The sequence below is a fragment of the Erythrobacter sp. S158 genome, from assembly GCF_057364915.1.
The window spans coordinates 1,143,871-1,170,618 of the sequence record NZ_CP200279.1 but is presented as its reverse complement, the minus strand read 5'-3'; the positions used below and the strand labels follow the sequence as shown (position 1 = coordinate 1,170,618).

General features: G+C 60.6%; 24 protein-coding genes. 8 read left to right on the top strand and 16 right to left on the bottom strand.

Going from position 1 to position 26,748, the window contains the following annotated elements; genetic code table 11:
• Positions 1-76: 76 nt before the first annotated feature.
• Both AC0V6T_RS05845 and AC0V6T_RS05840 read right to left on the bottom strand, forming a co-directional pair.
• Positions 77-1,315, bottom strand: coding sequence for a hypothetical protein (locus tag AC0V6T_RS05845; RefSeq protein ID WP_486125129.1), 1,239 nt, complete (start codon positions 1,313-1,315; stop codon positions 77-79).
• A gap of 12 nt (positions 1,316-1,327) precedes the next feature.
• Positions 1,328-2,740: a coniferyl aldehyde dehydrogenase gene (locus AC0V6T_RS05840; protein WP_486125127.1), complete on the bottom strand. Its 1,413-nt coding sequence runs from the start codon at positions 2,738-2,740 to the stop codon at positions 1,328-1,330.
• Between the two features lie 176 nt (positions 2,741-2,916).
• Here AC0V6T_RS05840 and AC0V6T_RS05835 point away from each other — a divergent pair, with 176 nt between their 5' ends.
• On the top strand, positions 2,917-4,113 hold the full coding sequence (locus AC0V6T_RS05835) for a thiolase family protein (protein ID WP_486125125.1): 1,197 nt from the start codon (positions 2,917-2,919) through the stop codon (positions 4,111-4,113).
• 4 nt (positions 4,114-4,117) lie between these two features.
• Here AC0V6T_RS05835 and AC0V6T_RS05830 read toward each other — a convergent pair whose 3' ends face one another.
• Positions 4,118-4,618, bottom strand: coding sequence for an SH3 domain-containing protein (locus AC0V6T_RS05830; RefSeq protein WP_486125123.1), 501 nt, complete (start codon positions 4,616-4,618; stop codon positions 4,118-4,120).
• An 88-nt stretch (positions 4,619-4,706) separates the two neighbouring features.
• Here AC0V6T_RS05830 and AC0V6T_RS05825 point away from each other — a divergent pair, with 88 nt between their 5' ends.
• On the top strand, positions 4,707-5,720 hold the full coding sequence (locus AC0V6T_RS05825) for a 2-hydroxyacid dehydrogenase (protein ID WP_486125121.1): 1,014 nt from the start codon (positions 4,707-4,709) through the stop codon (positions 5,718-5,720).
• Positions 5,721-5,722: 2 nt separating this feature from the next.
• Here AC0V6T_RS05825 and AC0V6T_RS05820 read toward each other — a convergent pair whose 3' ends face one another.
• The 9 genes from AC0V6T_RS05820 to AC0V6T_RS05780 all read right to left on the bottom strand — a co-directional run bounded on the left by AC0V6T_RS05820 (position 5,723) and on the right by AC0V6T_RS05780 (position 14,795).
• Positions 5,723-6,175 (bottom strand): GNAT family N-acetyltransferase, encoded by a 453-nt coding sequence (locus AC0V6T_RS05820; RefSeq protein ID WP_486128511.1) that lies wholly within the window; start codon positions 6,173-6,175, stop codon positions 5,723-5,725.
• A gap of 2 nt (positions 6,176-6,177) precedes the next feature.
• Positions 6,178-6,933 carry an enoyl-ACP reductase FabI gene (locus tag AC0V6T_RS05815; protein ID WP_486125119.1) on the bottom strand — a complete coding sequence of 252 codons (756 nt, stop codon included), beginning with the start codon at positions 6,931-6,933 and terminating at the stop codon, positions 6,178-6,180.
• A 45-nt stretch (positions 6,934-6,978) separates the two neighbouring features.
• A complete protein-coding gene (locus tag AC0V6T_RS05810; RefSeq protein WP_486125117.1) occupies positions 6,979-8,208 on the bottom strand; it encodes a beta-ketoacyl-ACP synthase II in 1,230 nt (409 codons plus the stop codon).
• A gap of 42 nt (positions 8,209-8,250) precedes the next feature.
• Entirely contained in the window at positions 8,251-8,760 is a 510-nt protein-coding gene (gene fabA / locus AC0V6T_RS05805; RefSeq protein WP_007164331.1) for a bifunctional 3-hydroxydecanoyl-ACP dehydratase/trans-2-decenoyl-ACP isomerase, read from the bottom strand.
• A 124-nt stretch (positions 8,761-8,884) separates the two neighbouring features.
• Positions 8,885-9,607, bottom strand: a complete 723-nt coding sequence (locus AC0V6T_RS05800; protein ID WP_007164332.1) for a class I SAM-dependent methyltransferase — start codon at positions 9,605-9,607, stop codon at positions 8,885-8,887.
• Positions 9,604-10,731 (bottom strand): peptide chain release factor 2, encoded by a 1,128-nt coding sequence (gene prfB / locus AC0V6T_RS05795; protein ID WP_486125114.1) that lies wholly within the window; start codon positions 10,729-10,731, stop codon positions 9,604-9,606. The genes AC0V6T_RS05800 and prfB overlap by 4 nt, the downstream gene beginning before the upstream one ends.
• A 73-nt stretch (positions 10,732-10,804) precedes the next feature.
• Positions 10,805-11,341, bottom strand: coding sequence for a peroxiredoxin (locus AC0V6T_RS05790; protein WP_486125112.1), 537 nt, complete (start codon positions 11,339-11,341; stop codon positions 10,805-10,807).
• The gene (locus tag AC0V6T_RS05785) at positions 11,341-13,851 is read right to left on the bottom strand and encodes a penicillin-binding protein 1A (RefSeq protein ID WP_486125110.1); all 2,511 of its coding nucleotides are present in this window, start codon (positions 13,849-13,851) and stop codon (positions 11,341-11,343) included. Before AC0V6T_RS05785 ends, AC0V6T_RS05790 begins: the two co-directional genes overlap by 1 nt.
• 59 nt (positions 13,852-13,910) lie before the next feature.
• Complete coding sequence (locus AC0V6T_RS05780) at positions 13,911-14,795, bottom strand: N-acetylmuramoyl-L-alanine amidase family protein (protein WP_486125108.1); 885 nt, start codon at positions 14,793-14,795, stop codon at positions 13,911-13,913.
• A gap of 463 nt (positions 14,796-15,258) precedes the next feature.
• On the opposite strand from AC0V6T_RS05780, the gene AC0V6T_RS05775 reads away from it, so the two are divergent.
• Positions 15,259-17,973: an Rne/Rng family ribonuclease gene (locus AC0V6T_RS05775; protein WP_486125106.1), complete on the top strand. Its 2,715-nt coding sequence runs from the start codon at positions 15,259-15,261 to the stop codon at positions 17,971-17,973.
• Positions 17,974-18,045: 72 nt separating this feature from the next.
• On the opposite strand, the gene AC0V6T_RS05770 is transcribed toward AC0V6T_RS05775, so the two are convergent.
• A complete protein-coding gene (locus AC0V6T_RS05770) occupies positions 18,046-18,648 on the bottom strand; it encodes a class I SAM-dependent methyltransferase (protein WP_486128509.1) in 603 nt (200 codons plus the stop codon).
• Between the two features lie 204 nt (positions 18,649-18,852).
• Between AC0V6T_RS05770 and AC0V6T_RS05765 the strand changes: the two genes are divergently transcribed.
• Positions 18,853-19,869 carry a D-alanine--D-alanine ligase family protein gene (locus AC0V6T_RS05765; protein WP_486125104.1) on the top strand — a complete coding sequence of 339 codons (1,017 nt, stop codon included), beginning with the start codon at positions 18,853-18,855 and terminating at the stop codon, positions 19,867-19,869.
• An 85-nt stretch (positions 19,870-19,954) separates the two neighbouring features.
• Positions 19,955-20,239, top strand: coding sequence for a hypothetical protein (locus AC0V6T_RS05760; RefSeq protein WP_007164341.1), 285 nt, complete (start codon positions 19,955-19,957; stop codon positions 20,237-20,239).
• On the opposite strand, the gene AC0V6T_RS05755 is transcribed toward AC0V6T_RS05760, so the two are convergent.
• On the bottom strand, positions 20,236-20,970 hold the full coding sequence (locus AC0V6T_RS05755; RefSeq protein WP_486125102.1) for an SDR family NAD(P)-dependent oxidoreductase: 735 nt from the start codon (positions 20,968-20,970) through the stop codon (positions 20,236-20,238). The genes AC0V6T_RS05760 and AC0V6T_RS05755 overlap by 4 nt on opposite strands.
• Positions 20,971-21,286: 316 nt before the next feature.
• Between AC0V6T_RS05755 and AC0V6T_RS05750 the strand changes: the two genes are divergently transcribed.
• The 3 genes from AC0V6T_RS05750 to zapE are packed head-to-tail and all read left to right on the top strand — an operon-like array spanning position 21,287 to position 23,683.
• Complete coding sequence (locus AC0V6T_RS05750; RefSeq protein ID WP_007164343.1) at positions 21,287-22,069, top strand: succinate dehydrogenase iron-sulfur subunit; 783 nt, start codon at positions 21,287-21,289, stop codon at positions 22,067-22,069.
• 10 nt (positions 22,070-22,079) lie between these two features.
• Positions 22,080-22,568, top strand: coding sequence for a PaaI family thioesterase (locus tag AC0V6T_RS05745; protein WP_007164344.1), 489 nt, complete (start codon positions 22,080-22,082; stop codon positions 22,566-22,568).
• Positions 22,568-23,683 (top strand): cell division protein ZapE, encoded by a 1,116-nt coding sequence (zapE, locus tag AC0V6T_RS05740; RefSeq protein ID WP_486125099.1) that lies wholly within the window; start codon positions 22,568-22,570, stop codon positions 23,681-23,683. The genes AC0V6T_RS05745 and zapE overlap by 1 nt, the downstream gene beginning before the upstream one ends.
• A 9-nt stretch (positions 23,684-23,692) precedes the next feature.
• Here the strand turns inward: zapE and AC0V6T_RS05735 are convergent, their stop codons facing one another.
• Complete coding sequence (locus AC0V6T_RS05735) at positions 23,693-24,622, bottom strand: crotonase/enoyl-CoA hydratase family protein (RefSeq protein ID WP_486125097.1); 930 nt, start codon at positions 24,620-24,622, stop codon at positions 23,693-23,695.
• Positions 24,623-24,843: 221 nt separating this feature from the next.
• Complete coding sequence (locus tag AC0V6T_RS05730; protein ID WP_486125095.1) at positions 24,844-26,742, bottom strand: XrtA/PEP-CTERM system amidotransferase; 1,899 nt, start codon at positions 26,740-26,742, stop codon at positions 24,844-24,846.
• Positions 26,743-26,748 lie beyond the last annotated feature (6 nt).

Sequence of the window (26,748 nt, the reverse complement as noted above, 5' to 3'; positions counted from 1 at the left end):
CCGCCGCGCAAGGGCGCGACTCGGTCAAATGGGCACATATCTGTTGCAGAAAATCGAACTGTGGGTCGTGCGGATGTCAATCCTGCCCGGGCGCAAGCGGTAGGCGGCGAATATCGGTCGGGATGGGAGGCTTGTCCTGAGCCGGTTCACCCTTGACGAAGCGATCCCATTGGCCGGTGGCAACATAGACGAGAGCATCGCCCGAAATGCTCCCACCCAGCGGCTCAGTCCAACCAGGATGTGCTTGCTCAAGTGTTTCAACCGCAGTGATCCTGAGACCATCTTCCGACAAGGTGAATGCGCTGATCCGCATCGGCGATGTCCCATTCTGCATCGCGATGAGCCGGTCACCATGCCGCCACAGGCCATCAACCCCGTCAAGGATCGCGGGCACATCGGATTGCAGGCGCGAAATAGAGCCATCCTCAAGATTGATCATCGCCAATCCATATCGATAGTCGGCGACATAAAGCCGAGACTGATCTGCGCTGATCGCTAGGCCTTGCGGTGATCGAAAGGTGCCCGGAGCAACTAGCACTTCCAACTCGGTTCCGCCCACGGGCTTGAAATAGATCCCTCCCCCGATCGGATCGCTTGCGTACACCGTCGCATCGGGGCTGATCGTTAGGTCAGATACTGCTTTCGCGCCCTCTGGAGCCGGGACCAGCACTGGGTTCTGAAAATCACCGCGGAGTCCGATCAGACCGGTGAAGAATTCCTCAGCGTCCTCAAATTCGTCGAGATTGGCAGAAGCGGCCCAACCCATGGAATCGTCCGGCTCGCCCACGATGCCCGACAGGTCGTTAGCTCCCGGTATCGCGATCGAAGTCCAGCTTTGATCGCCTGTGTAGATGTGGACCGAATTGCCGGTCACCGAAGTCGCCACCATCAGGGGCGTGCTTTCAGGGGCAAAGACGCTTTCGATCAGACCTGCCTCAGCAGGAACTGTCGCCGCGACTTCGCTAGCCTCGATTACTTCAACCTCGCGGGTAAGCAGTGCCGCAACATCTCCAGCATGTTCTTCACCGACGAGTTTCGGGATCTGATCGCGCGCGACCTCGCTGAAGACGTAGCCGCGATCCATGAGCCAGCGCAGCGTTTGCTTCAGGCCATCGAAATCCTCGGCTTCAAGCTGAGCGTTCAGAAGCCGCAGCCGTACCGACGAGCTGTCAGGAAAAGCTTCTGCCAGCGCGGTGAGCTCATCAAGGTCACGAATCTGCCCGGTCTGTGCATCGACGCTGCGCCAAGCGGCGTTCTCTTGGGCCAACAACGGCGAAGTAGCCGTCAGCGCAAGCGCCGCCAGTAGGATCCTCATCGCTGGAGTGCCTTACGCGCTCTGCTTGGCCTTGCCGTAGGGAGGCTTCATCTTGGCGAGCTTCGCGACGTCAATCTTGGGCTGCTGATAGACAGCGCGTGCGTGGCTGAACTCCTTGAAGCCCTCGATCGCGTGATAGCTGCCCATCCCAGATGGACCGATACCACCGAACGGCAGGTCCTCCATTGAGACATGGAAGATCACGTCATTGGTGGTCACGCCGCCGGAAACGGTGCGCGACAGGACGCGCTCTTGTTCGTCCTTGTCCTCGCCGAAATAGTATAGGCCAAGCGGGCGGTCGTTCTCGTTGATGTAATCGACCGCCTCATCGACCGCTTTGTAGGTTTTCACCGGCAGGACCGGCCCGAAAATCTCCTCCTGCATCACGGTCATGTCATCATTGACCCCGCGCAGCACGGTGAGAGGCAACTTGCGCTGGTTGGCGCTGGCAAAGTTCTCGCCCGCCGGATTGACTTCGATTACTTCCGCACCCTTGTCACGCGCGTCTTCGACCAGGCCTTGAAGCCGCTCGAAATGGCGGTCGGAAACGATGGACGCGTAATCGTCGTTTTCCAGCACGGTCGGATACATGGTCGATGCGGCGTTGGTCACGCCGGCAATCGCTTCGTCTTCGCTCTCCTCCGGAACATACATGTAGTCGGGCGCGAGGCAGATCTGGCCCGCATTCATCATCTTGCCGAGCGCGATCCGCTCACCCGCCTTGGCGAAGTCAGCGCTGCGCCCAAGGACGACCGGAGATTTTCCGCCTAGCTCAAGTGTGACAGGCACGAGGTTTTCTGCGGCGGCCTGCATCACCCGGCGTCCGGTAGCCGTCGAGCCGGTGAAGATCAAATGATCGAATGGAAGCGACGAAAACGCAGCGGCCACTTCCGGTCCGCCGGTCACAACGACGCATTCGTCCGGAGTGAAGTACTCCTCGACCAGTTCCGCCATCAGCAGCGACGTGCGCTCGGTAAACTCGCTGGGCTTGATCATTGCGCGGTTGCCGGCCGCAAAGACCTGCATCAACGGCGAGAAAGCGAGGTTCACCGGGAAATTCCACGGCGACAGGATACCAATCACACCCTTGGGTTCGTAGCGAACCTCCGCCTTTGCTCCCATGAGCCCGAGCGGGAACTGGACCTTGCGTTTTTCAGGCTTGGCCCATTTGTCCATGTTCGACAGTGCGTTTTTCCCTGCGTTGATCGTGCCATCGATATCGGTGATCATTGACTGGTGCATCGCGCGATTGCCGAAATCCGCGCTCATCGCCTTGCACAAGTTTTCGCCATGATCCTTGAGCAAGGCCATCGCGCGGCGGATGCGATCCTTGCGCATCTTCATGCTTTCGGGGCGCGATGCGGTGAAGGCGCTGCGCTGCAGGTCAAGCAGGCGTTCGAGTTCTTCGCGTTTGTCGTCGGCCATTTTGGTCTCTCTCCGGCAAATTTGGTTTCGCTTTGCCACGCTTTGTGCGGGAAAGCACTCGCGCCCGCAAGTTAATACCAATTGCCGATGGCAAAGCTGATCTCGCGTTGCCATGAGACAGGCGCAACACTAAATCGGGAGCCAAATCTCCCCCTCGTTTCTCAAGGAAGTGAATCATGGCCCAGTTTTCTGCCAACGATCCGATCGTCATCCTCTCTTATGCGCGCACGCCCATGGGCGGGATGCAGGGGGCGCTTTCCGACGTGTCGGCAACTGACCTTGGCGCGACCGCGGTGAAGGCTGCGGTGGAACGATCGGGCGTTCCGGGCGAAAAGTTCGACCGAACCTACATGGGCTGCGTCCTTCCCGCAGGCCTCGGTCAGGCACCAGCCCGCCAGGCGACGATAAAGGCAGGCCTTCCCGAAAGCGTGCAGGCTACCACCGTCAACAAGGTCTGCGGCAGCGGCATGCAGACCGTGATCATGGGCGCAGAGGCACTCGCCAGCGGCACTGTCGATTATGTCGTCGCAGGCGGTATGGAGAGCATGACCAACGCGCCGTATCTTCTGAAGAAGCACCGCTCGGGCGCGCGCATCGGACACGACACCACCTACGATCACATGTTCCTCGACGGGCTTGAAGACGCTTACGAAGAAGGCCGCGCAATGGGCACCTTCGCTCAGGACACCGCGAATGAGTATCAGCTCACTCGCGAGGACATGGACGAATACTCGATCACCTCGCTCGACCGCGCGAACAAAGCTATCGAAAGCGGCGCGTTTGCGGATGAAGTGGTCCCTGTGACTTTCGCAACCCGCAAGGGTGAAGTCACCGTCGACACTGACGAACAGCCCGGCAAGGGCCGCCCCGACAAGATCCCGACGCTTCGCGCTGCCTTCGCCAAGGACGGCACGATTACTGCGGCTACGTCGAGCTCGATCTCGGACGGCGCTGCGGCTGTCGTTCTCACCCGTGAAAGTGTCGCCAAGGAAAACGGTCAGCAGCCGGTCGCCAAGGTTGTGGCGATGGCCGCCCATGCCCGCATGCCCAAGGATTTCACTGTCGCACCTGTCGGAGCGATTGAGAAAGTCCTCGAAAAAGCAGGCTGGAGCGTCGACGACGTCGATCTTTGGGAAGTGAACGAGGCCTTTGCCTGTGTCGCCATGTTCGCGATGCGCGACATCGGGATCGACCATGCCAAGATCAACGTGAACGGCGGCGCGACCGCTCTCGGTCACCCGATCGGTGCATCGGGCACGCGTATCATCGTGACGCTGATCAATGCGCTCAAGACGCAAGAGAAGACAAAGGGTGTCGCCTCGCTGTGCATTGGCGGAGGTGAAGCAACCGCAGTGGCTGTCGAACTGGTTTGATGAATTAAGGGGCGTCGGGTTCCATTGAACCCACGCCCCACAGCCGCTCCATCGCGACCCAGCCAATCCTGCCATCGACGTCGATTTCGCAGAAATTGTCGCGGCACTCGATGAGCTCGCCGACGACTCCCGGCTCCGCGCGCCAGCGCATGGCGGAGTTGGCAGCGGGCTCTTCGCGCAGCTCGGTCAGCCCTTCACCGATGATCAGGACGCCAAGCTTGGGGTTGAGCTGGCTTCTCTCGACCCACCCCTGCGTGCCTTCATGGTCCTGCACGAGCCGCCAGCTTTCGCGCACGCGCACGACTTTCACCGGCAGCCCCTTGCGCTTGTAGACCCAGTCGATCTTGTATTCCTGGCTGGGCCCAACACGCATGTTGACTTCGTCGAAGCGCAGGGTCGCCCAATATGGCACTTCCCGGTTCTGGGCGCGCAGAGCATCGGTGAAGATCGCGCTTGCAAGCACGAGGCACAAGCCGAGGACGGCAAAAAATCGAAGCGCGGTCATGGCATCCTGATAACCTTTTCATCACTAGCCCATCAAGGACCAAGAGGCCGCTTGACGCTTGGTTGCGAAACCCCGTAGCGCTTAGCTCATGGCTAACAGCGAGACCCCTCCGAAATTCTCATCCGGCAAGCCCCGCGTGGTGGTCACACGCCATCTCGCCCCGGCGGTCGAGGCGCGCATGAGCGAGCTTTACGAGGCTGTCCTCAATGAGAGCGACAAGCCGATGAGCCGCGAGCAGTTGGTCGAGGCGATGGCAAGCTGCGACGTGCTGGTCCCGACAGTCACCGACCGGATTGATGCCGAAATGATCCAAGGTGCGGGCGAGAACCTGCGATTGATCGCCAATTTTGGCGCGGGGACAGAACATATCGATCTGGCGGCAGCCGCGAAGCGCAAGATCATCGTCACCAACACGCCCGGCGTCTTTACCGACGACACGGCCGACCTCGCAATGGCGGGCATTATCGGCGTCCCTCGCCGCATTCGCGAAGGCGTCGAGTTGGTGCGCAGCGGCAAGTGGACCGGCTGGGCACCGACCGGAATGCTCGGCCGCAAAATTGGCGGCAAGGTACTCGGCATTGTCGGTATGGGCCGGATTGGACAAGCGGTCGCGCACCGTGCTCGGGCGTTCGGGCTCGAAGTGGCCTACCATAGCCGCAGGCCGCTTCCCGCAGCGCTCGAACAGATGCTGGGAGTGCGCTTCGTCGACAATCTCGACGACCTCGTCGCCGAGGCCGACATCCTCACCCTTCACTGCCCACTGACCGATGAAACCCGCGGCATGATTGATGCTCGCCGCATCGCGCTGATGAAGCCGGGTTCCAGCATCGTGAACACCGCCCGCGGCGAATTGATTGACGAAGAAGCGCTGATCGAGGCCTTGCAGTCGGGCCACCTCGCAGGAGCAGGCCTTGACGTCTATCCGGACGAACCCAAGGTGGACCGGCGCCTCATCACCAATCCCAACGTGATGACCCTCCCGCATATCGGCAGCGCCACGGTCGAAGGGCGCGAGGCATCGGGTGAAAAGGTGATCGCCAACATCCGCTTCTGGGCCGACGGGCACCGTCCGCCGGACCAAGTTCTGACCGCGTTGGTCTGACGCTAGATCTTCAGTGAATAGAGCTTGTTGAACTCGCCCGGCGTGTAGCCCGCAAAGGCCTCGCACGGTTCAAAGCCAAAGCTTCGGTATAGCCGCGTCGCCGGCTCGAACAACTCGCCCGATCCGGTCTCAAGCTTGATCTCGGGATAGCCAAGTTCCTTCGCCCGATCGATCAAGGCCGTCAGGATCGCCTTGCCCGCGCCCGTGCCACGCGCTTCTGGGTGCGCGCGCATCGACTTTATCTCGGCAAAATCATCATGCTTGCGGATGGCGCCAATCGAAAGAAGAAGCTCGCCGTCCCATGCCGCAAACACCTCGATGTCAGGCGTTTTCAAGCCAGACTGATCGAGCGCGTGATTGGTGCCGGGCGGCGAGCCTTCGAACATCTCGCGCGTATGCAGGTCGATCAGCGCCGCGACTTCAGGCTCACTGAGGTCGGTGCGCCGGATCTCCATCGTCACAAGTTATCGTGCTGAGGCATGCCGAGGACGTGGAAGCCGCCATCGACACGGATAATCTCACCGGTCGTGCATGCGCCCGCGTCGGAGCACAGATACACAGCCGTTCCGCCCACCGCCTCAAGCGTCGCATTAGCGCGCAGGGGAGCGTTGGCCTCCGTGTGCTTGTAGGTTTTGCGCGCGCCGCCAATCGCCGACCCCGCAAGCGTCTTCATCGGGCCCGGACTGATCGCGTTCACGCGAATGCCCTCAGGGCCCAGATCATTGGCGAGATAGCGAACGCCCGCTTCCAGCGCGGCCTTGGCAACACCCATAACATTGTAATTCGGGGTCACGCGGTTCGAACCCATGTAGCTCAGCGTCAGGATCGTGCCGCCATTCTCCTTCATCATCGGATGCGCGCGCCGCGCAACTTCGATGAAGCTGTAGGCGGAGATGTCCATCGAGTTTTTGAAGTTCGCCCGGCTGGTGTCGAGGATCCGGCCTGTCAGCTCCGACTTGTCCGAGTACGCAACCGCGTGAATGACGAAATCAAGCGTTTCCCACTTGTCCTGCAGCGCGCCAAATGCCGCGTCGAGCGAGGCGTCGTCAGTAACATCGACGTCGAGCATCGTGTCAGAGCCGACACTCTCAGCCAGCGGTGCAAGCCGCTTGCCGAACGCTTCGCCCTGATAGGTAAAGGCAAGCTCCGCGCCTGCTTCGGCGCAGGCCTTGGCGATGCCCCAAGCGATCGAGCGATCGTTGGCGACACCCATTACGAGCCCTCGTTTTCCAGCAAGCACGCCCATAGCTACCTCACTTTATCCGTGAAACTTCGACAACAGCATCGACCCGTTGGTCCCACCAAACCCGAAGCTGTTGGTCATGACCGTGTCGAGCCCGGCGTTCTCCACCAGCTCAGTCGCGATCTCTTCCGGTTTGAGCGCCGGATCGAGCGTTTCGACATTGATCGACGGGATGATGAAATCGTTCTCGAGCGCGAGCAGGCAGTAGACCGCTTCCTGAGCGCCGGTAGCGCCCTGGCTGTGACCGGTCATCGACTTGGTCGAGCTGACCGGCGGGGTCGAGCCCTCTCCGAAGACGCGGCGCACCGCTTCGATCTCGCCGACATCGCCGACCGGGGTCGAAGTGCCGTGCGCGTTGATGTAGCTTACCTTGCGGTCTTCGCCGAGCGTGCGGATTGCGCCGCGCATCGCACGCTCCCCGCCCTCGCCCGACGGTGCAACCATGTCAGCGCCGTCCGAAGTCGCCGCAAAGCCAGTGACTTCGGCATAGATTTTCGCCCCGCGTGCCTGCGCGTGTTCGAGGCTTTCCAGCACCACCATTGCGCCGCCGCCGCCGATAACGAAACCGTCGCGGTCGGCATCGAAAGCTCGTGATGCGCGCTCGGGCGTGTCGTTATACTTGCTCGACATCGCGCCCATGGCGTCGAACAGGCACGAGAGCGTCCAGTCGAGCTCTTCTCCGCCACCGCCGAACATGACGTCCTGCTGGCCAAGCGCAATCTGCTGTGCGGCCATGCCGATGCAATGGAGCGAGGTCGAGCACGCGGACGTGATCGAGAAGTTCATACCCTTGATCTGGAACGCCGTCGCAAGGTTCGCGCTGACCGTCGACGACATGGTCTTGGGCACTGCAAACGGGCCGATCCGCTTGGTCCCGCCGGTCTTGAGCACCGATTGATGCGCAGCCAGCATCGCCGAGGTCGAAGGACCTCCGGAACCGGCAATCACACCCGTCATCGGGTTGATGACGTCCTTCTCTTCAAGCCCGGCATCGGCAATCGCCTGACCCATCGCGATGTGCGCGTAGGCTGCGCCCGGCCCCATGAAGCGAAGCGTGCGCTTGTCGACGTGCTCTTTGACGTCGAGATCAATTGCACCCGCGATCTGCGAGCGGAACCCGTGCTCGGCCATTTCCTCATTGAACGAGATGCCGGATTTGCCAGCCTTCAGCGAGGCAAGCACTTCATCTGCATTGTTTCCAATCGAGGATACGATCCCCAACCCGGTGATAACGACGCGGCGCATAAATCCCCTTTTCGCCCCAGTTGATCCAGTCTTTGGCCCCGATCAGGCCTCGGACAGGGCGACTTTCATGTCTTTGACTTGATAGATGACTTCGCCATCGGCTTCGACCCGGCCATCAGCGACACCCATGGTGAGGCGGCGGGTCTGAACGGCTTTGGTAAAATCGACAAAATATTTTAGCATCTTGCGATCCGGGCGCACCATTCCGGTAAGCTTCACCTCGCCCACTCCAAGTGCATAACCGCGACCCTTCCAGCCACGCCAGCCAAGGTTGAAACCGGTCAGCTGCCAAAGGCCATCGAGGCCAAGGCAGCCAGGCATGATCGGGTTGCCGGGGAAGTGGCAATCGAAGAACCACAGGTCAGGCTTGATATCGAATTCGGCAACAACATGGCCCTTGCCATGCTCTCCGCCATCGCCGGAAATGTCGGTGATACGGTCCATCATCAGCATCGGCGGTTCGGGCAATTGCGCATTGCCTGGCCCGAACAGTTCACCGCGTGCGCATTTGAGCAAATCTTCGCGGTCGAAATGGGTTGGGAAATCAGTCATCCCCGGCGACTCTCCTCTAAGTCTTGGCCTTTCTCATAGGCCGATTTTTATGGTCGCAGCGCCTAGCACCGCGCATCGGTGCTGGAAAGGGCGCTTGGACAGGTGTTGAAAAACGTGGATTTGGTCAGCTGTTGGCGCAGACCGAAATGGCTTCGGGTTCGGGGCGCTCGTCGCCTCGCTCGAACCGAGCGAAATAGCTGCGAAGGTCGGGGCGTTCGACGAACTCGACAAGCTTGTATCCGATCGATTTGAATTCGCAGAACAGCAGCGCGGGCGGTATCCCGTGGCGACCCGTGGGGCGATCTACATCGACCACAATGATTTGCCCCTCGTCGGCCAGCGCAGGCCACATGCGCCAGAGAAACGCGTAGGGTTCCTCGACTTCGTGATACATGTGAACGAGGAAAATCCGGTCGAAACTGTCGACCGGCAGCTGCGGATCGTCCGCGCGGCCCAATTTGATCGAGATGTTTTCGAGCCGCTCACGCTCAACACGTCGACCGAGCCGCTGCAGCGCTTCGCGATCGATGTCCTGAGCGAGCACGCGCCCATCTTCGCCCACACGGTTGGCGAGACGGACCGTATAATAGCCTTCGCCCGCCCCGATATCGGCGACTGTCATGCCGGGCGAGATATTGGCAAGGTCCATGACCGCCGTCGCCTCGCCGCGCTCATCGCGGGCGTCTTCGTTTGAGAACTGGTTGGAAACCGTCTGAGCGACGTCGCGTGCTGGCTGCGGAAACTCAAGCGCGGTGTCGAGCCTGTCACTCGGCGGCTGCGAGAAAGCGTCGCACCCGCCAAGGGCCGCCGCAGCAAGGCCCAGCATGCCGAGCCTTGCCAACATCATTCGACGTCCTCCACCTCGACCTTCTCGCCGGTTACACGCTGGGCAAGCGCGGCGGAGATGTAGTCGTCGATATCGCCATCGAGCACGCGGTCAGGCGAGCTTGAAGTGACGCCGGTGCGAAGGTCTTTCACCATCTGGTACGGCTGGAGCACGTAAGAGCGGATCTGGTGGCCCCACCCGATCTCGCTCTTTTCCTGATACTCGCCCGAAGCGGCAGCTTCGCGCTCGGCCATCTCGCGCTCGAACAACCGCGCTTTCAGCATGTTCATCGCGGTGGCGCGGTTTTTGTGCTGCGAACGGTCGTTTTGCGAAGCAACCACGATGCCGGTGGGCTGGTGCGTGATGCGAACCGCGGAATCAGTGGTGTTGACGTGCTGACCACCCGCACCCGATGCGCGGTAGGTGTCGATCTTGAGGTCAGCCGGGTTGATCTCAATGTCGATATCGTCGTCGATTACCGGATAGACCCAGACGCTCGAAAAGCTCGTGTGACGCTTTGCCGCACTGTCATAGGGGCTGATGCGGACAAGGCGGTGAACGCCGCTCTCGGTCTTGGCGTAGCCGTAGGCGTTGTCGCCTTTCAGCAGCAGCGTCGCCGACTTGATCCCGGCCTGATCGCCCGCCTGATATTCGACCGTTTCGACCTTGAAGCCGCGCCGTTCGGCCCAGCGGCCATACATGCGGAAGAGCATTTCCGCCCAGTCCTGCGATTCCGTTCCGCCAGCGCCTGCATGGATTTCAAGATAGGTGTCGTTTCCGTCCGCTTCACCGGACAGGAGCGCCTGCACCTTGTCGGCGTCGGCGCGCGCGGCGAGCTTTTCGAGGCTTTTGAGGCCGTCGTTGACGATGCTTTCCTCGCCCTCGGCCTCACCCATTTCGATGAATTCGACCGCGTCGCCCATTTCAGCGCTGATATCGCTGACTGTGTTGACCGCATCTTCGAGCTGCTTTTGCTCGCGGCTGATCTTTTGCGCTTCCTTGGGATCGTCCCAAAGCGTCGGATCCTGGACGCGCGCATTCAGCTCGTCGAGGCGATGCAGGGCGCGCTCCCAATCGAGCGATTGCCGGACGAGAGCGAGCGCCGCTTCGATCCGGTCGATATTTGCCTGGGCCTCGGCCCGCATAATTATTCCTTACGTATCAGTTCAGAAGGCCCGCTTAGCGTCGGTTAGCCGATTGTAAAGCGCGCGGCGCGCCTCAGTTCGAGAGCGCCTTTACCGCAGCCAAGGTTTCGCGCACATGACCGCGCCAGTCGCTGCTCGAATAGACGTGAGCGATGCGTCCGTTCTGGCCGATGACATAGGAGGTGCGGCTGGCGAAGCCCGAATTGCCAGCGGCTACGTCATAGGCGTCGATCAGGCGGCGGCTTGCGACACCGACCGGGAAAGCATCGCGGCATTCCTCGCGGCTGAAGCGCTTGAGCGTTTCAATATCGTCGTTCGACATGCCGAGGACCGATGCCCCCGCAGCTTCGAATTCGGGCATCGCTTCGGCGAAGGCGTTCGCTTCGAGCGTGCATCCGCTGGTGAATGCCTTGGGGTAGAAATAGAGGACAACCGGCCCATCGCGCAGCATTGCGGTGAGAATGACATTCATCCCCTCTCCGGCAAGCGCTGCATTGGTGGAGAATACCGGGGCAGGATCGCCTACCTTGAGCTCTGCCTTGGCGCTCGTCGCCGTGCCCATTGCGAGGAGACCGATCAAGGCCGCAATAGCGGTAAACAGCTGACGCATCAGTAGATTCCTCCCTGCTCTTCAGCAAAGTTCGTAGGCTCGCCCTCACGGCGCCCGCCGCGCGTATCGCCAGCGCGGCCAGCAGCGATCAGCGCGAGGATTTCGTCACGCTTGGCCGCAATCTCGTCCTGGCGGGTGCGGCGGTCTGGTTCGGTGTCGGGTTTGAAGGCTTCCCAGATTACGTCACCACGCGGATCGCCGGTGGGCCAGCCATCGAGGACGCGCTTGCCGGTGCGCCGATCGACGCGGACCATGCGGATACCCTCAGGTGCAACAGGAGGCACGGTTTCCCAGCGCTCCTTCGAATTCTGGATCAAGTCCTTGATGATAGGCGCAGCAATCGTCCCGCCATAGGCATAGCCGCCCATGTTGCGCGGATTGTCAAAGCCGACATACGCGCCCGCAATCAGGCGCTGCGTCCCGCCAACGAACCACACGTCCTTGGGTCCAGTGGTGGTTCCGGTCTTGCCGAAGAGCGGCAGGTCAAGGTCGCGCAGGATCGTCGCGGTTCCGCGCGTCACAACGCCTTCAAGCATGTGCATCGTCTGATAGGCAGTGCGCGCATCCATCGCCTGCTCGCCCTTAATGCCGAAGCGAGGCATTGGGCTGCCGTCATACTCGGCCATGTTACAGCCAGTGCAGGCACGCTCATCCGCGCGCCAGATCACGCGGCCATTGCGGTCCTGCACGTAGTCGATGACGGTGGGCTGGTTCAGTCGGCCATGATTGGCAAGCGCGGCATAAGCAGCGACCATCTTGCCAACGGTCGTCTCTTCCGAACCCAGCGCGGTTGCTGCGTAGGGATCAGGGTCCTCGGAGATGCCGAGCGTCTCGATCGTGTCGACCACATTCTCCATGCCCGCTTGCATACCGATCTGAACGGTCATGATGTTCTGCGACTGCTCAAGCCCGTACCGCATGGGGAACTGGCCCGCGCGCCCGCCGCGTATGCACTTCTCGCCGAGATTGCGACCCTGATAGTAACAGTACCGCGTGTTATCGACCTCGGTCGAAGGCGTCATGCCGTTGTCGAGGCCGGTTGCGTAGACGAATGGCTTGATGGTCGATCCCGGCTGGCGCATCGCCTGCGTTGCGCGGTTGAAGTCCGACAGGCGATGATCGAACCCGCCCTGCATGGCGAGCACGCGTCCGGTCTGCGCGTCCTGCACGACCACCCCGCCCTGCGCTTCTGGAATTGTCTCGACCCGGAAACCGTTGCCTGCTGGACTTACGGCAATCACGTCGCCGGCTTTCAATGCGTTAGGCAGGTTCGAAAGCGGAGCCTCATCGCCGTTCGAGAAACCGACTGTAGCCGACGACCCGCTACGCTGCGTGACGACACCTACGCGCCAGTCTTTATAGCGCACGCCGAGGTAAGAGCTTGCGAGCTGGCTCGCCCAATTGCCTTGGCTCACATCAATGGTGGCGATCGCGCCCGACCAGCCACGGCGGCCGTGGTATCGCACAAGCCCCCGGCGCAGCGCATCGCGCGAAGCTTCCTGAAGCTCGGTGTCGAGCGACGTGCGCACCCAAAGCCCGCCAGCATAGACACTGTTCTCGCCATCCTCTGCCGTTTCGCCGAATTTCTCGATCAACTCGCGGCGCACTTCCTCGAGGAAGTACCCAGCATCTGCGCTGCGCTGACTGCGCTGCGACACGAGACCAAGCGGCTGCGCTGCTGCAGCGGCACGTTCGGCTTCGGTGATGAAGCCATTTTCTTCCATCTGTGCGAGCACGAAATCGCGGCGGGTCATCGCTGCTTCTTCCTGGCCGCTGCGGCCATAGCGCTCGGGTGCCTTGGGAAGGATTGCAAGGAAGGCTGCCTCGTGCAGCTCAAGCTCGCCCACATCCTTATCGAAATAAGCCCGCGAAGCCGCCTGCACCCCGAAGGAGCGGCGTCCCAGCGGAATTTCGTTCAGGTATAGCTCGAGGATCTCTTCCTTCGAAAGCACCTGCTCGATGCGGCCGGCAAGGATCATCTCCTTGAGCTTGCGCGTGACCGAATATTCGTCGCCGAGCAGGAGAATCTTCGCAAGCTGCTGCGTAATGGTCGAACCACCCACTGCGCGCCTCGTTCGGCTGGGATTGAGATAGTCGATCACTGCATTGGCCGTGCCCGTATAGTCGACACCGCCATGGCTGAAGAACGTCTTGTCCTCAGCGGAAAGATAAGCATCGATCAGCAGATCGGGAAAATCATTATACTGCAGCTGCACGCGCCGTTCGCGCGCGTAGGAGTGCACGATTTCGCCATCGATCCCGCGCACCACGGTCGGTAGCGGCGTCTGGTATTCGGTCAGGCTTTCCGCTTCGGGAAGGTCGCTCGCCAGCCAACCCCACGCCGCGATCCAGAGAAGCGCAAAGGCTCCAACCGCGAATGCGCCAAGCTTGAACAGCAGGCTTTCGCTCCACTTGGCAGAAAACCACGCGAGCGCGCCCGTCGAATCGCGGTTGAAGCGATAGCGGGCATAATCGACGAAATTGAGAGCTTGGGGGTCTGCTTCAGTCATTGATTTTGCGATTTATAGTGGTTCGGCGCGGAATGCCAGAGCGGCATTCAAGTGTCCGCCTATGGCTCGGCCCGCCGTGCGAAATAGACGCGGATCGCCTGCGCGAGCACTTCGGCATAGGCCCGCTGCCCTTCCTCGGTGGTAAGCCGTGCCCGGTCGGCCTCATTTGTGACGAAGCCGCTTTCGAACAAAACACCCGGCACATCGGGTGCACGCAGCACAGCAAGGACAGCCGAACGCCGCGCCTGAGGGTGAAAGCGGATCACCTCGGCGCCTTCCCTAGCGATAAGCGAGGCGAACTCGGTCGCATCATCCTGCGTACGCTGCTGCGACAATTCGACCAGGATCGCGCTGACTTCGGCGCTCTGCCCTTCGATCGTAATGCCATTCAAACTGTCGGCGGCATTCTCGCGCTCTGCAAATCGGGCCGCAGCCTCGGAGGACGCCTCGTTCGACAAGGTGTAGATGCTCGCCCCGGCAACGTCGCTGCGGCCGCCTGCGGAATCCGCGTGGATCGAGAGGAACAGGTCGGCGTCCAGCTGGCGAGCAATTTCAGGACGCTGTGCAAGCGGGATGATCGTGTCGTCGCCCCGCGTAAGGGCGACCCTGATCCCGCCCTCTTCGAGCAACCTGTCGCGGAGAGCCATCGTCAGCGCGAAGACGATATCCTTTTCAAGCACCTCTTCGCCTGAAGCATCGCGCCCGATCGACCCAGGATCGCGCCCACCATGTCCTGCATCGAGCACAACCAGTGGCCTCGTCGGATCGTCAGGCCCCATGATATCGGGCAAATCGACCTGCTCTGGCGCAGGATCGAGAAGGAAGCGCATCACGTATTCGCGACCCCATTCCGGCACCGGAATAGTCACGCCCAATGCCATGGCGCCGCCCAAAACAAGGGCGGGCACAGCGAGGATAAGCAACAGAAGCGTTCGGATGCTCATTGTCTTAACGGCTTAGAATGTTGCGTTGTGTATGCGCAATAGAGTTGCGGCGCTTAACCACCGGTGCTAGCGCTTGTAATCGAAACGGGGCGGCTCGCGATCAATTGTTGACGCGCACGCCTCCGGCTTCATTCGCAAGGCCGAACAGCGCTTTACCCGGCGCAAAGACCGGCCACATGACAGGTTGATGCAGTGACGAGACGCTTCTCCTCGCAGGAACACACTATCCGCACCGGCGGCATGGGTGAGTTCGCGAGTCGCAGCGCGGACATGATCCGCACTCTCGTTTCAGCAGACACGATCACTGCCCGCTTCCCGCACATGCAGAAGCGCGCATTTACCACTACCGGCCCGACCATCGAACCTGCCTTTGCAGGCGCGGTGCAGCGGGCCGATTACCCCAACAAGACACGCCCTTCCCGCCATTCGCTGGCGCAGCGACGGGGCGTTTGGAGAATATTACATGGCAACGCGCATGCTAATCGATGCGCGCCACTCGGAAGAAACCCGGGTGGCGGTACTCAAAGGCAATCGGATTGAGGAATTCGATTTTGAATCTGCTGAACACAAGCAGATCAAAGGAAACATCTATCTAGCCAAGGTCACGCGGGTCGAACCCTCGTTGCAGGCGGCTTTTGTGGATTTCGGCGGCAATCGCCACGGTTTCCTCGCCTTCAACGAAATCCACCCGGACTACTACCAGATTCCGCAAAGCGACCGCGAAGCGCTGCTCGCTGAAGAGGCGGAGGCCGCTGAAGAAGAAGCGCGGCTTCGCGACGAGGAAGAGGAAGAAGGCATCACTCCTGGCGAGGAGTACGATGCAGAAGACGAAAGCGCGGAAGCGCTTGCCGAAGACCTTGCAGAGGACGGCCTCGAGGAAATCGACACCTCGGACAAGGACAAGGTTTCGACCATCGAAGACGGCGCATCGGATGATGACGACGACGATGATCAGGACGACGACGATAGCGAAGACGAGGGCGAAGAATCCTCCGAAGACGGCGAAGACGGTGACGATGGCGAGAAAAAGCCGCGCCGCGGTCGCCGGGGTCGCGGTCGCCGTCGTCAGGGCGGCAAGAAAGGCCAGCAAAAAGGCCGCAGCCGCGCCAAGGAAGTCGATGAAGTGCGCGCAAAGCGCATGGCTCTTCGCCGCCGCTACAAAATACAGGACGTCATCCAGCGCCGCCAGGTGTTGCTCGTTCAGGTCGTCAAGGAAGAGCGCGGCAACAAGGGTGCTGCACTCACCACTTACCTGAGCCTTGCCGGGCGCTACACGGTCCTGATGCCGAACTCGTCGCATGGCGGCGGGATCAGCCGCAAGATCAACTCGGCCAGCGACCGCAAGCGCCTGAAGCAGGTCGTCTCCGACTTGTCGCTGCCCAAGTCCATGGGCCTGATCGTTCGCACCGCGGGCCTCAGCCGCACCAAGACAGAAATCAAGCGCGATTTCGATTACCTTGCAAGGCTGTGGGACGATATCCGCCAGACCACGCTGGCATCGACCGCACCCAGCCTGATCCATTCTGACAGTGACCTCATCAAGCGCGCGATCCGCGACATCTACAATCGCGAGATCGAGGAAGTCGTGGTCGAGGGCGAGGATGGCTACAAGTCGGCCAAGGCCTTCATGAAGATGCTGATGCCCAGCCATGCGCGTCGGGTGAAGGCCTACTCGGACCCCGTGCCCCTCTTTCAGCGTTATGGCGCCGAGGATCAGCTGCGTGCGATGTATGATCCGATGGTTCAGCTCAAATCGGGCGGCTATCTAATCATCAACCCGACCGAAGCGCTGGTTTCGATCGACATCAACTCCGGGCGCTCGACCAAGGAGCACGGGATCGAGCAGACCGCGCTTCACACCAACCTTGAGGCAGCACGCGAAATCGCGCGCCAGCTGCGCCTGCGCGATATGGCGGGCCTTGTCGTCATCGACTTCATCGACATGGAATACAATTCCAACGTCCGCAAAGTCGAAAAGGCGATGAAAGAGGCGCTCAAGAACGACCGCGCGCGCATTCAGGTTGGCCGCATTTCGGGCTTCGGTCTGATGGAAATGAGCCGCCAGCGCCTGCGCACCGGCGTGCTCGAAGCAACGACGCGCGAATGTCCGCACTGCGATGGCACGGGTCTCGTTCGTACGGCATCGTCCGCCGGTCTTTCCGCACTGCGCCTGATCGAGGACGAAGCGGCCAAGGGCAAAGGCAGCAAGATCTGCCTTGAAGCAAGCACCGAGGCAGCGGTCTATCTCCTCAACGAGAAGCGCCACGAACTGGTCGAGATCGAGCAACGCTATGGCGTCATCGTCGAGGTAATGCCCGAAGGCGAGGACGAAGGCGCGAAGATGAAAGTCTCGAGCCAGGGCCCGCGCCCGACCGAGGCTCCGAAATTCGAACCGATCGTCGACGACGACGAGGACGAGGACGACATCCCCGAGGATGACGGCTCCGACGAGGACGACGACGCGCCCAAGAAGAAAAAGCGCCGCCGCCGTCGTGGTGGTCGCGGTCGCGGCAAGAAGCGTCAGGACACCGGTTCGTCGGAAGACGGCGAAGACAACAGCGACGACAGCGACGAAAGCGATGCATCGGACGGTAACGAGGCTTCGGAAGAGACCTCGGACGATGGCGAAGAGAAGCCCAAGCGCCGCCGCCGCCGCGGTGGTCGCGGTCGTCGCAAGAAGACCGACGAAACGGTGACGTCTGAAGACGCGGAAAACCTCGAGGAGGTATCCGAACAGGTCAAGGAAGACATGACCGTTGTCGCAGGGCCAGACGATGCTCCCGAAACCGCCCAGGCCATGGCTGCCGAAGCGGACGCCAAAGCGGACGGGGAGACCGAAGAAGCTCCCAAGGGAGAAAAGCCCAAGCGTAAGCGCGCACCTCGCAAGAAAAAGGTCGAGGAAGCGCCTGCCGAGGAAGAAGCTCCTGCTGAGGAAGCCAAGGTCGAGGAAGCTCCCACAGAGGAGGAGCCCAAGAAGAAACCTGCTCGCAAGCGCGCCCCTCGCAAGAAGAAGGTCGAGGAAGCGCCTGCCGACGAGGCCCCGACCGAGGAGGCCAAGACTGAGGCCGCAGCTCCCGCCGAAACGGCAGAGGAGCCTGCCTCCGACGACAAGGCTGAAGAGCAAGCCGATGGCGGCAAGAAGCGCGGTGGCTGGTGGCAACGCACTTTCGGCGAGTAATCATCGCAAATTGCTGACAATAAAGGGGCCGGGAGAACGCACTCTCCCGGCCCCTTTCTTATTCGTGCTGCGTCACAAACCCGCCTTGCGTGCGATCCCCCACTCGTTCCACATGGCAAACTTCGGCGCCTTGGGCAGATACCCTTGCCCCAGCGGTTCGACCTCGAACCCGCTCCCGCGAAACGCCGAGCCGATCGGGCGCGTCAGATGGCATCCCCCCGCCATGCGCTTCCAAACGGGCTCAATCCGGTCCTGCCACTTCGCGACGCCGTGATCGGGAGCCCGTCCATGCTCGAGGAACAGCGCCTGACCACCGGGCCGCAGGATACGCCGCATTTCCGAGAGAACCTTCGCCGGGTCCTGCACCGAGCACAGGGTAAAGGTGCACACCACCGTATCGAAGGAGCCGGTCGGAAACGGAATATCTTCGCCTATCCCCTGGCGGATGTCGGCAGGCCAGCCCTTGGCCTCAGCCGCCGCCCGCGCCTTGTCCAGAAGGCCCTCATGCGGATCGATCCCGGCATAGGAAGACACGGCCTCGACGTCGTAAAATTCCTGGTTGATCCCGCCGCCGCAGCCAAGCTCGAACACGTCGCCTTTCGCGAGCGGCACCACCATTGCACGCCGCTTCATCACCTGCCCGGTGCTGCATGCGCATCGAATGAGGCGCGGCATTACATGCGCGTCGTACCAGTCTCCCAAGCCCACCGATCCCTCCTGAGCCCGATTGCCGAGCGGTAAGTTTCCCTCATATCCGCCCATTTGCCAAATGATTTTGTGTGCAACCCGTCACGCCGCTTCAGCAAGGGGCTGGCGCGTAAGGCAAAGGCCGACTAATGCGCGAGGGAGACGGGGCGCATTGTAAAGACCGGAAGAAGTATGAGCGAGACCCTGACCCCGCTGCGCATCGCTGCAGAAGATAAAGAGCGTGTGCGGCTTTTGTTCATGGCAAAGCACGCCAATTGGGGCGGCGGGATGCATCCCGAAGACGGCAATCACGCAATCTACCATCACGAAGTGCGCACCAGCCTCGAACAGCTTGGCCTGAACCTGCATCTTGCCGACAGCTATGATGTGCTTTTCACGCGGCCCGATGTCGATTTCGTGTTCCCGCTGCTTAATCGCGGCGGCTTCGTGAACTCTGAAATGCTGATCCCGGTCCTGTGCAACATGCACCGCTTGCCTTATCTGGGCGCGATGCCGTTCCTGCGCGGGCTTGGCGATGACAAGTCGGTTTCCAAGCTGGTCGCGACCCACGCGGGCGTTCCGACCGCGCCCTGGTTCTGTTATCGCAGAGGCGCTCCAGTACAGGAAAGCGACCTGCCCCCTTCCCCCGACGGGCGCTGGGTGATCAAGCCCAATGCAAGCTCAGCCAGCTGGGGCATTTCCGATGCCTATGACTGGAATGGCGTGACCAATTCCATCGCTGACATCCACGGTCAGGGCCACGACGCGATCGTTGAGCCATACCTCGACGGATACGATGTCCAGTGCGCTTTCATCACGATGCACGGCAAGCCGGTTGCGCTGCCGATGCTGTGGTATGAGCGTGAAAACACACAGAAACTCTGGACCTATTACGAGAAACGTGACCTGGTTCCTAACACGGAAAAGGCCGCCCTCAAGAGGTTCGACCACGCCGAGTTCGCGCCGAGAATCGAAGAAATGGCGCACAAGTTCGCCCGCGAATTCCTGCCGTTCGATTATGGCCGGATCGAGTTTCGGGTCGACCTGAAGACCGGCGACATCAACTTCATCGAGATCAACCTCAACTGCAATCTGTGGTCGGAAAAGGTGATGGCGAAGGCGGCAAAGGAAGCGGGCTTCAGCCATGGCGATCTGCTTGAAACACTGCTCGCCGAGGCGTGGCGTCGCAACGCATTGATCGCGGCGTAAGCGCACGCGGCACTTGCCAATAATGGCGAGGCAGGTCCATAATCCGCTTCGGAGGCATACACCCAAACCAATGGGAGCATGAATCATGTCCGCCGCACTTTCGACCAACCCCAATTTTCGATCCTATAGGATCGCTTTTGGCGCGCTCTCCTGCACGCTGTTGGCGATCCCGCTCCTGGCGATGCAGTTAACGGGCGAGGTCAATTGGCAGATCGGCGATTTCGTCGTTGCGGCACTGATGTTGCTGACGTTGGGAGCGGTGATTGAGCTGGTCGCCCGCTTTGTTTCAGGACGCGCACTCAGGGCAACGGCAATCGCGATTGCGCTGGCCGGTTTTGTCTTCGTGTGGGCGATGCTGGCAACCGGTTAGGCCGGCACTTCCTTACCCGCAAAATCGAAAACCTTGCCGCTGTCATCAGCGTCGAGGCCGCTCATCACATCGAGCAGCATGGCAGCTGCCTCGTCGGGCGTGGTGAGTTGGCCTTCGGGTAGATTGGTTTGGAATGGCTCGGACAGCTGCGTGTCCACGGTGCCGGGGTGCAGTCCGACAACAACGCCCTGCTTGTGCGTGCGGCCAGTCTCCAGCGCAAAGTTGCGGAGCAGCATATTGAGCGCAGCCTTGGAAGCACGATAGGAATGCCAACCGCCCAGCCCATTGTCGCTGATCGAACCGACGCGCGCGCTCAGAGCTGCGAACACGAGACGCTGGTCGCGCGGCATGAGCGCGAGCATGTGCTTTGCGATGATCGCCGGGCCGATCGTGTTGATGGCGAAAACCTGCGCCATCTTCTCGGGATCGAGCCGCTTGTAGGTGCGCTCCGGCCCGGTTCCGTCCGATAGGGTGAGAACCCCGCTGGCAACGAGCACCAATTCGGGCGGCGCGTCCTTCATGCTTCTCGCAGCCTCGGCAATGCTGTTCTCATCGGTGAGGTCGAACGTGAAAGGCCGAAATGCGCCGCCTTCAGGTGCGCTGCCGCTGCGCGATCCGACATGGACGACCTCGCATCCACGGGCTGCCAGTGTCTCGGCAATTGCTCGCCCGATGCCGCCGCTCGCACCAAATATCGCAGCGCCGCGGGGCCATTTTCCTACTTCGTCCATGTCCGGTAGAGCGAGCGAGCCTGCGAAAAGTTCCGGCTTGGGTGAGGCGTAACGGTGAGAAGGAGGCGGAGAAATCGGAAAGTCACACATCCTACAGCCGGAACCGGCATATTATCCCTATGTATCAGCATCTTGAACGAATGACACATTCTTTCAAAAGGGTGCTTGTCCGGTCCACACTGGCAGGAGAAACCAGAAATCGGGGGAGCCACTTGAACAACTGGCAACACGCATCGCACAGCTCGCAAGCTTTGCCGCCTTGCCTCCCATGCCACAGGCGTTAAGTAGGACACTGATAGACAGGGACATCTACATCATGGCGACATTCACCCTTCCGAAGAACTCGAAGATCAAGCCAAGCGGCAAAGTGCATAAAGCCGATGGCGCGAAACGGGTGAAGTCGTTCAAGGTTTATCGCTACGATCCCGACAGTGGTGAGAACCCGCGATACGACAAGTTCGAGATAGACCTCGACGATTGCGGCCCGATGGTTCTCGACGCGCTGCTCAAGATCAAGAACGAGATCGACCCGACACTGACCTTCCGCCGTTCGTGCCGCGAAGGCATCTGCGGATCGTGCTCGATGAACCTCAACGGCGCGAATGGGCTTGCCTGCACCACCGCGATCGAAGACCTGAAGGGCGAGATCCGCATCACGCCCCTGCCGCACATGGACGTGATCAAGGACCTCGTGCCCGACTTCACGCACTTCTACGCGCAATACGCCTCGATCCGTCCCTGGCTGCAAACCGTCAGCCCCACGCCTTCGGGCAAAGAGCGTCTGCAGACGCCCGAACAGCGCGAGAAGCTGGATGGTCTGTACGAGTGCATCCTGTGCGCGTGCTGCTCGACCTCGTGCCCGAGCTACTGGTGGAATTCGGACAAGTTCCTCGGCCCGGCAATCCTGCTTCAAGCCTATCGTTGGCTAGCCGACAGCCGCGACGAGATGACGGGTGAACGCCTGAACGAGCTGGAAGACCCCTTCCGCCTCTATCGGTGCCACACGATCATGAACTGCGCGAATGTCTGTCCCAAGGGCCTCTCGCCCGCCAAGGCAATCGCAGAAACCAAGAAGATGATGGCCGAACGCGCCATCTGATCGCGCTGCCATGACATCGGGACCAAAAGGTCTGGGCGAAGACGTCTTTGAGCACGGGCCCGATCCGGACAATCCGGGCTGGAGGCACTGGAACCTCAAGGACCAGTCGCTGTTCAACGGCGCCGTCATGGGGCGCCTCATCACGCGCGTCGATGAGGATGGGAAAGCGCGGCTGCGCATGTTCCCCGAACGCCGCCATGAGAACCTGCAGGGCATCATCCACGGTGCCGTAACGCTCGCGCTGATCGACATCTCGATGTTCACGACGATGCACACGATCGGCAGCGGCAATGCCGGGCCGTCGGTGACGCTGGAGCTCTCGACCCAGTTCGTGGGCGGCGGTGATCCGAACCGCCCACTAGACGCCGTAAACGAGATCGTGCGCGAGACCGGGAAGCTCGTCTTCGTGCGAGGGCAGGTGATGCAGGATGACGATGTGGTCGCGTCCTATTCCGGAATCGTGCGCAAGATGAAGCCGCGTCCTCAGCAGGCCAGCTGATGACCCGCATGCGCGCCCGCTACGAGCAGCTAATCGCCAACGGAGAGTTGCGCGAGGATCCCGATCAAAGGCGCGCAGTCGAGCGGTTGAATGCGCTGCAAAAGGAGCTTGAGGCCGAGAAGCCAGGTGGCTTGCTCGCCCAGCTGTTCGCGCGAAAGCAAGAGCGGCCGCAAGGCGTCTACATGTGGGGCGGTGTCGGGCGCGGCAAGTCGATGCTGATGGATCTGTTCCACGACACGCTCGCCATTCCTGAAAAGCGCCGCGCTCACTTCCATGCCTTCATGCAGGAGGTGCACGAGGAAATGCGGATCGCTCGCCAGCGTCACGAGGGCGACCCGATCCCGCCAGTGGCAGCCAAGCTCTCGGAGGGCCTGAGAGTGCTCGCCTTCGACGAGATGGTGGTGAACAATTCAGCCGACGCGATGATCATGAGCCGCCTGTTTACGCAGCTGATCCGCGAACAGGACGTGTGCATCGTCACCACCTCGAACCGTCCACCAGAAGATCTCTACAAGGACGGCCTCAATCGCGAGCACTTCCTGCCCTTCATCGACCTCATCAATGAGGAGTTGGATGTGGTTGGGTTGAACGGCCCTACGGACTACCGCCTCGATCGCATTGGCGACATGGCCACCTGGTACTCACCGTTTAGCGACGAAGCGACCGCGAAAGTGCGCGAGGTGTTCTTCCGCCTCACCGATTTTGACCCGCAGGATGCAGCCAACGTTCCCACCGGCGTGCTCGACATCAGCTCAAAGCGTGACATGCACGTGCCCAAGGCGCTGAAAGGGGTGGCGGCGATCAGTTTCAAGCGCCTGTGCGGAGAGGCACGCGGCGCCTCGGACTACCTCGCCCTCGCCCGCGCATTCCACACGATCATCCTTGTCGGGATCCCCAAAATGGGCCCCGATCAACGCAACGAAGCTGCGCGCTTCGTCACCTTGATCGATGCGCTGTACGAGCACAGGGTGAAGCTGTTTGTGACCGCCGAGGCTCCGCCCGAAGAACTCTACACCGCAGGCGACGGAAGCTTCGAGTTCGAGCGGACGGTTAGCCGCCTGAATGAAATGCAGAGCGATGAATACATGGCGCTAGGCCACGGAGCCGAGACCTGATCGCGTGCCTTAGGCCGCTGCGGTGGCAATCCGTTCGGCAAGACGTGCTTGCGCCGCAACCAGCCTGCTCATGACTTTCAGATCGGTCTCAGTGAGCTGCAAGGCTGTGTCAGCCCACATCTCGGTGATCTCGTTGAGCTCCTGGAGATGGAGCTGCCAAACCCGCTTGGTGGCAAGACGCGCACCGACAAGTCCTGCGTGACGACGCTCGGACTTCTTGATGAACTCGCGCACTGCGTTCGCACCGTCACCAGGTTCGGCCAGCTGGTTGACGATCCCAAACTCGTACATCTGTTCGGCCGTGAAGGTCTCGTTCGAAACGATGATCTTGTCTGCCAGCGCCGATCCCAGTTTGCGAACCAGCAAGGCATGAGCGCCCATCCCGGGATAAAGCCCGAACATCACCTCAGGCAGCCCGAATGTCGCGTGCCGCTCAGCTATGATGTAATCGAAGGACAAGAGCGCCTCGAAACCACCGCCCAGAGCGGTACCCTGCACCAGTCCGACCGTAAGCATCGGAATGTCGAGAGTGCGGATATTGCGATCCAGGATCCTGCAGCAACGATGTCCATACTCGACGAGCGCATCGCGATCCCGGTCCCTGATGAGACGCTGAAACAGATCGAGGTCACCGCCAAAGCAAAAGACGTCGGGGGATCGGCTACCTAAAATCAGATAGCGCAGTGGCACCTTATCGGGACCAAAACCGCTTTCGATCAGATCCTGCCAATTCTCGAAGTCGCCAAGCATGGTTGGTGTGAAAGACGGTCGTCCTTCGGGGCTCATATAGGTCCACAATGCCGCGCTGCGATCGTCATACAGGACATCGAGTTCCTGCAGTGCAAACAGTTCTTCCGGGATTGAATTGTGGATTGCGCTCTCGGCGATTAATTGCTCATCGCCTGTCCATGGAATTGCCTTGCCGACGCTGCTGTCCATTGCGCGTAACTCCAATTCGACCCTAGTGCGCCTGACATCTTGATCGAGCGCGAATGCGGCCTTTTAGCCTGCTTTAACGCATTGCTAACCCACCACTTGGCAAATAGGCAAACATTTATTTCAGCTCATGAGACGAGACGAGTCTCTATTTGGGCCAAATATGTGCAAACGAGACATTTTATTCCCTTGCACTGGGGATAAGTACGCCTCAGCGCTGATTTCTATCCCGAAACATTCAAATGCTTCAGTGAGCGCTCCAGCATGAGCAGTTGCCAAAGGACGCGTGAATGATCGCTGCGCCCTGAAATGTGATCGTCGGCGAGACGCCGGATCTCGTTGGGCTTGAACCAACCCAATCCCGACAGGGTTGAGCTCGAGGCAATCATTCGTGTTTCAGAGTTTAATGGTCCACGCAGCCATTGAGCAATGGGGGTCACAAACCCTTGCTTTGGGCGATAGAGGATATCGTTCGGAAGATACCGCTCCATACATTTCTTCAGCAGGTGCTTGCCTGTCGTGCCTTTCACCCTCATCCCCTCCGGCAACCGGGCAGCAAACTCGACGAGGCGATGGTCTAGCAACGGTTCACGGGCTTCCAGGCTCACCGCCATGCTCGTACGATCCACCTTCGTCAGAATATCGCCGGGCAACCAGAAGGTGAGGTCTGCATATTGAGCACGGTCGAGACCGCTTCTCGCTGGCGCAGATTTCATGAGCGAAATGAGTTCATCTTCGGCGCGAAAGCCACTCAATTTTCTCGTGAATTCCGGATCGTAAAGCGATACGCGCTGATCGTGCGTCGCAACTGAAAGGCCGCGCGCATAGCCGCTCTCTCCACTTTCGGCGAGCGCCAGCAGTGTCGCTTTCGCTCGCAATGGGCGCGGTGCCCAGTCGGCCTTAGGCCAATATCGCCCAAGTGCTCCGAAAAGCGGCCGGCGCAAGCCGGCGGGCAAGAGCGAGCGCACCTTCTCCTCGTTGTGGTGAAAGACCTGGCGGCGATATCCTGCAAACGCTTCGTCAGCGCCATCCCCAGACAAGGCGACCGTCACCTTCTCGCGAGCCAATTGGCAAACCCGCCATGTCGGCAACGCCGAAGCGTCTGCGAATGGCTCGTCGAACATCGCCGAGATCTGATTGATTGCCCCAAAGTCATCGCTGGCAACCGTGCGACTGTCATGATCTGTGCTGAATCTTTGCGCTATCCGAGACGCGTAGTTTGTCTCGTCCAGCGCCGCGACATCGAACCCAATAGAGCAAGTGCGAACTGGTTCAGCGCTCGCCTCGCTCATCAATGCAACGACACTCGATGAGTCCACTCCACCTGAAAGAAATGCTCCAAGCGGCACGTCCGATACCATGCGTGACTGGACAGCTTCACGCATCAAATGGACCAGTTCAGCTGACAGGTCCGCTTCGCTCCCCTTCGCGCGATCGGCAAAACTGATGTCCCACCACCTGCGCTGGGCCGCAATGGGCCGACCCTGTTCGAGGAGCAGGAAGTGACCGGCCTGTAGTTTCTCCACCCCGGAAAGGATTGAGTGCGTGTCCGGAACATAGCCCCAAGTGAGGTACGCATCCACGGCTTGCGGATTGACGCGGCGACGCATCTGCGGATGCGCGAGCAGCCCTTTGAGCTCGGAGGAAAATGCCAGGCCGCCATCGGCCAGACGGGTCATGAACAATGGCTTCACGCCGAACCGGTCGCGGGCCAGAAACAATTGCCGTTTGTCTAGGTCGTAAAGCGCGAAGGCGAACATGCCATGGAGCTTTTCGAGGCAATCTACGCCCCAGCGTTGCCATGCGGCCAGGATGACCTCGGTGTCGCCGGACGTCCGAAACTTCGCGCCTTGGCTCTCAAGCTCCTGGCGCAGCTCGCGGAAGTTGTAAATCTCGCCATTGAACGCGACGACTGCGCGGCCATCGGCGGAAAGCATAGGTTGCGGAGAGCCTTCAAGATCGATGATCGAAAGGCGGCGATGGCCAAGCCCTACCCCTAGGTCGGTCCAAACACCGGCACCATCGGGCCCGCGATGAGCCATTGCGTCGCACATCCGCTCGATCCGCCTGGGATCGACCGGCTTTGGCGTTTCAGCATGAAAGATTCCGGCGATCCCGCACATGGCTGA

Excerpts from the sequence above, each read along its gene's own strand:
- AC0V6T_RS05845 (WP_486125129.1), bottom strand. The coding sequence starts at position 1,315 with ATGAGGATCCTACTGGCGGCGCTTGCGCTGACGGCTACTTCGCCGTTG.
- AC0V6T_RS05840 (WP_486125127.1), bottom strand. The coding sequence starts at position 2,740 with ATGGCCGACGACAAACGCGAAGAACTCGAACGCCTGCTTGACCTGCAG.
- AC0V6T_RS05835 (WP_486125125.1), top strand. The coding sequence starts at position 2,917 with ATGGCCCAGTTTTCTGCCAACGATCCGATCGTCATCCTCTCTTATGCG.
- AC0V6T_RS05830 (WP_486125123.1), bottom strand. The coding sequence starts at position 4,618 with ATGACCGCGCTTCGATTTTTTGCCGTCCTCGGCTTGTGCCTCGTGCTT.
- AC0V6T_RS05825 (WP_486125121.1), top strand. The coding sequence starts at position 4,707 with ATGGCTAACAGCGAGACCCCTCCGAAATTCTCATCCGGCAAGCCCCGC.
- AC0V6T_RS05820 (WP_486128511.1), bottom strand. The coding sequence starts at position 6,175 with ATGGAGATCCGGCGCACCGACCTCAGTGAGCCTGAAGTCGCGGCGCTG.
- AC0V6T_RS05815 (WP_486125119.1), bottom strand. The coding sequence starts at position 6,933 with ATGGGTGTCGCCAACGATCGCTCGATCGCTTGGGGCATCGCCAAGGCC.
- AC0V6T_RS05810 (WP_486125117.1), bottom strand. The coding sequence starts at position 8,208 with ATGCGCCGCGTCGTTATCACCGGGTTGGGGATCGTATCCTCGATTGGA.
- fabA (WP_007164331.1), bottom strand. The coding sequence starts at position 8,760 with ATGACTGATTTCCCAACCCATTTCGACCGCGAAGATTTGCTCAAATGC.
- AC0V6T_RS05800 (WP_007164332.1), bottom strand. The coding sequence starts at position 9,607 with ATGATGTTGGCAAGGCTCGGCATGCTGGGCCTTGCTGCGGCGGCCCTT.
- prfB (WP_486125114.1), bottom strand. The coding sequence starts at position 10,731 with ATGCGGGCCGAGGCCCAGGCAAATATCGACCGGATCGAAGCGGCGCTC.
- AC0V6T_RS05790 (WP_486125112.1), bottom strand. The coding sequence starts at position 11,341 with ATGCGTCAGCTGTTTACCGCTATTGCGGCCTTGATCGGTCTCCTCGCA.
- AC0V6T_RS05785 (WP_486125110.1), bottom strand. The coding sequence starts at position 13,851 with ATGACTGAAGCAGACCCCCAAGCTCTCAATTTCGTCGATTATGCCCGC.
- AC0V6T_RS05780 (WP_486125108.1), bottom strand. The coding sequence starts at position 14,795 with ATGAGCATCCGAACGCTTCTGTTGCTTATCCTCGCTGTGCCCGCCCTT.
- AC0V6T_RS05775 (WP_486125106.1), top strand. The coding sequence starts at position 15,259 with ATGGCAACGCGCATGCTAATCGATGCGCGCCACTCGGAAGAAACCCGG.
- AC0V6T_RS05770 (WP_486128509.1), bottom strand. The coding sequence starts at position 18,648 with ATGCCGCGCCTCATTCGATGCGCATGCAGCACCGGGCAGGTGATGAAG.
- AC0V6T_RS05765 (WP_486125104.1), top strand. The coding sequence starts at position 18,853 with ATGAGCGAGACCCTGACCCCGCTGCGCATCGCTGCAGAAGATAAAGAG.
- AC0V6T_RS05760 (WP_007164341.1), top strand. The coding sequence starts at position 19,955 with ATGTCCGCCGCACTTTCGACCAACCCCAATTTTCGATCCTATAGGATC.
- AC0V6T_RS05755 (WP_486125102.1), bottom strand. The coding sequence starts at position 20,970 with ATGGACGAAGTAGGAAAATGGCCCCGCGGCGCTGCGATATTTGGTGCG.
- AC0V6T_RS05750 (WP_007164343.1), top strand. The coding sequence starts at position 21,287 with ATGGCGACATTCACCCTTCCGAAGAACTCGAAGATCAAGCCAAGCGGC.
- AC0V6T_RS05745 (WP_007164344.1), top strand. The coding sequence starts at position 22,080 with ATGACATCGGGACCAAAAGGTCTGGGCGAAGACGTCTTTGAGCACGGG.
- zapE (WP_486125099.1), top strand. The coding sequence starts at position 22,568 with ATGACCCGCATGCGCGCCCGCTACGAGCAGCTAATCGCCAACGGAGAG.
- AC0V6T_RS05735 (WP_486125097.1), bottom strand. The coding sequence starts at position 24,622 with ATGGACAGCAGCGTCGGCAAGGCAATTCCATGGACAGGCGATGAGCAA.
- AC0V6T_RS05730 (WP_486125095.1), bottom strand. The coding sequence starts at position 26,742 with ATGTGCGGGATCGCCGGAATCTTTCATGCTGAAACGCCAAAGCCGGTC.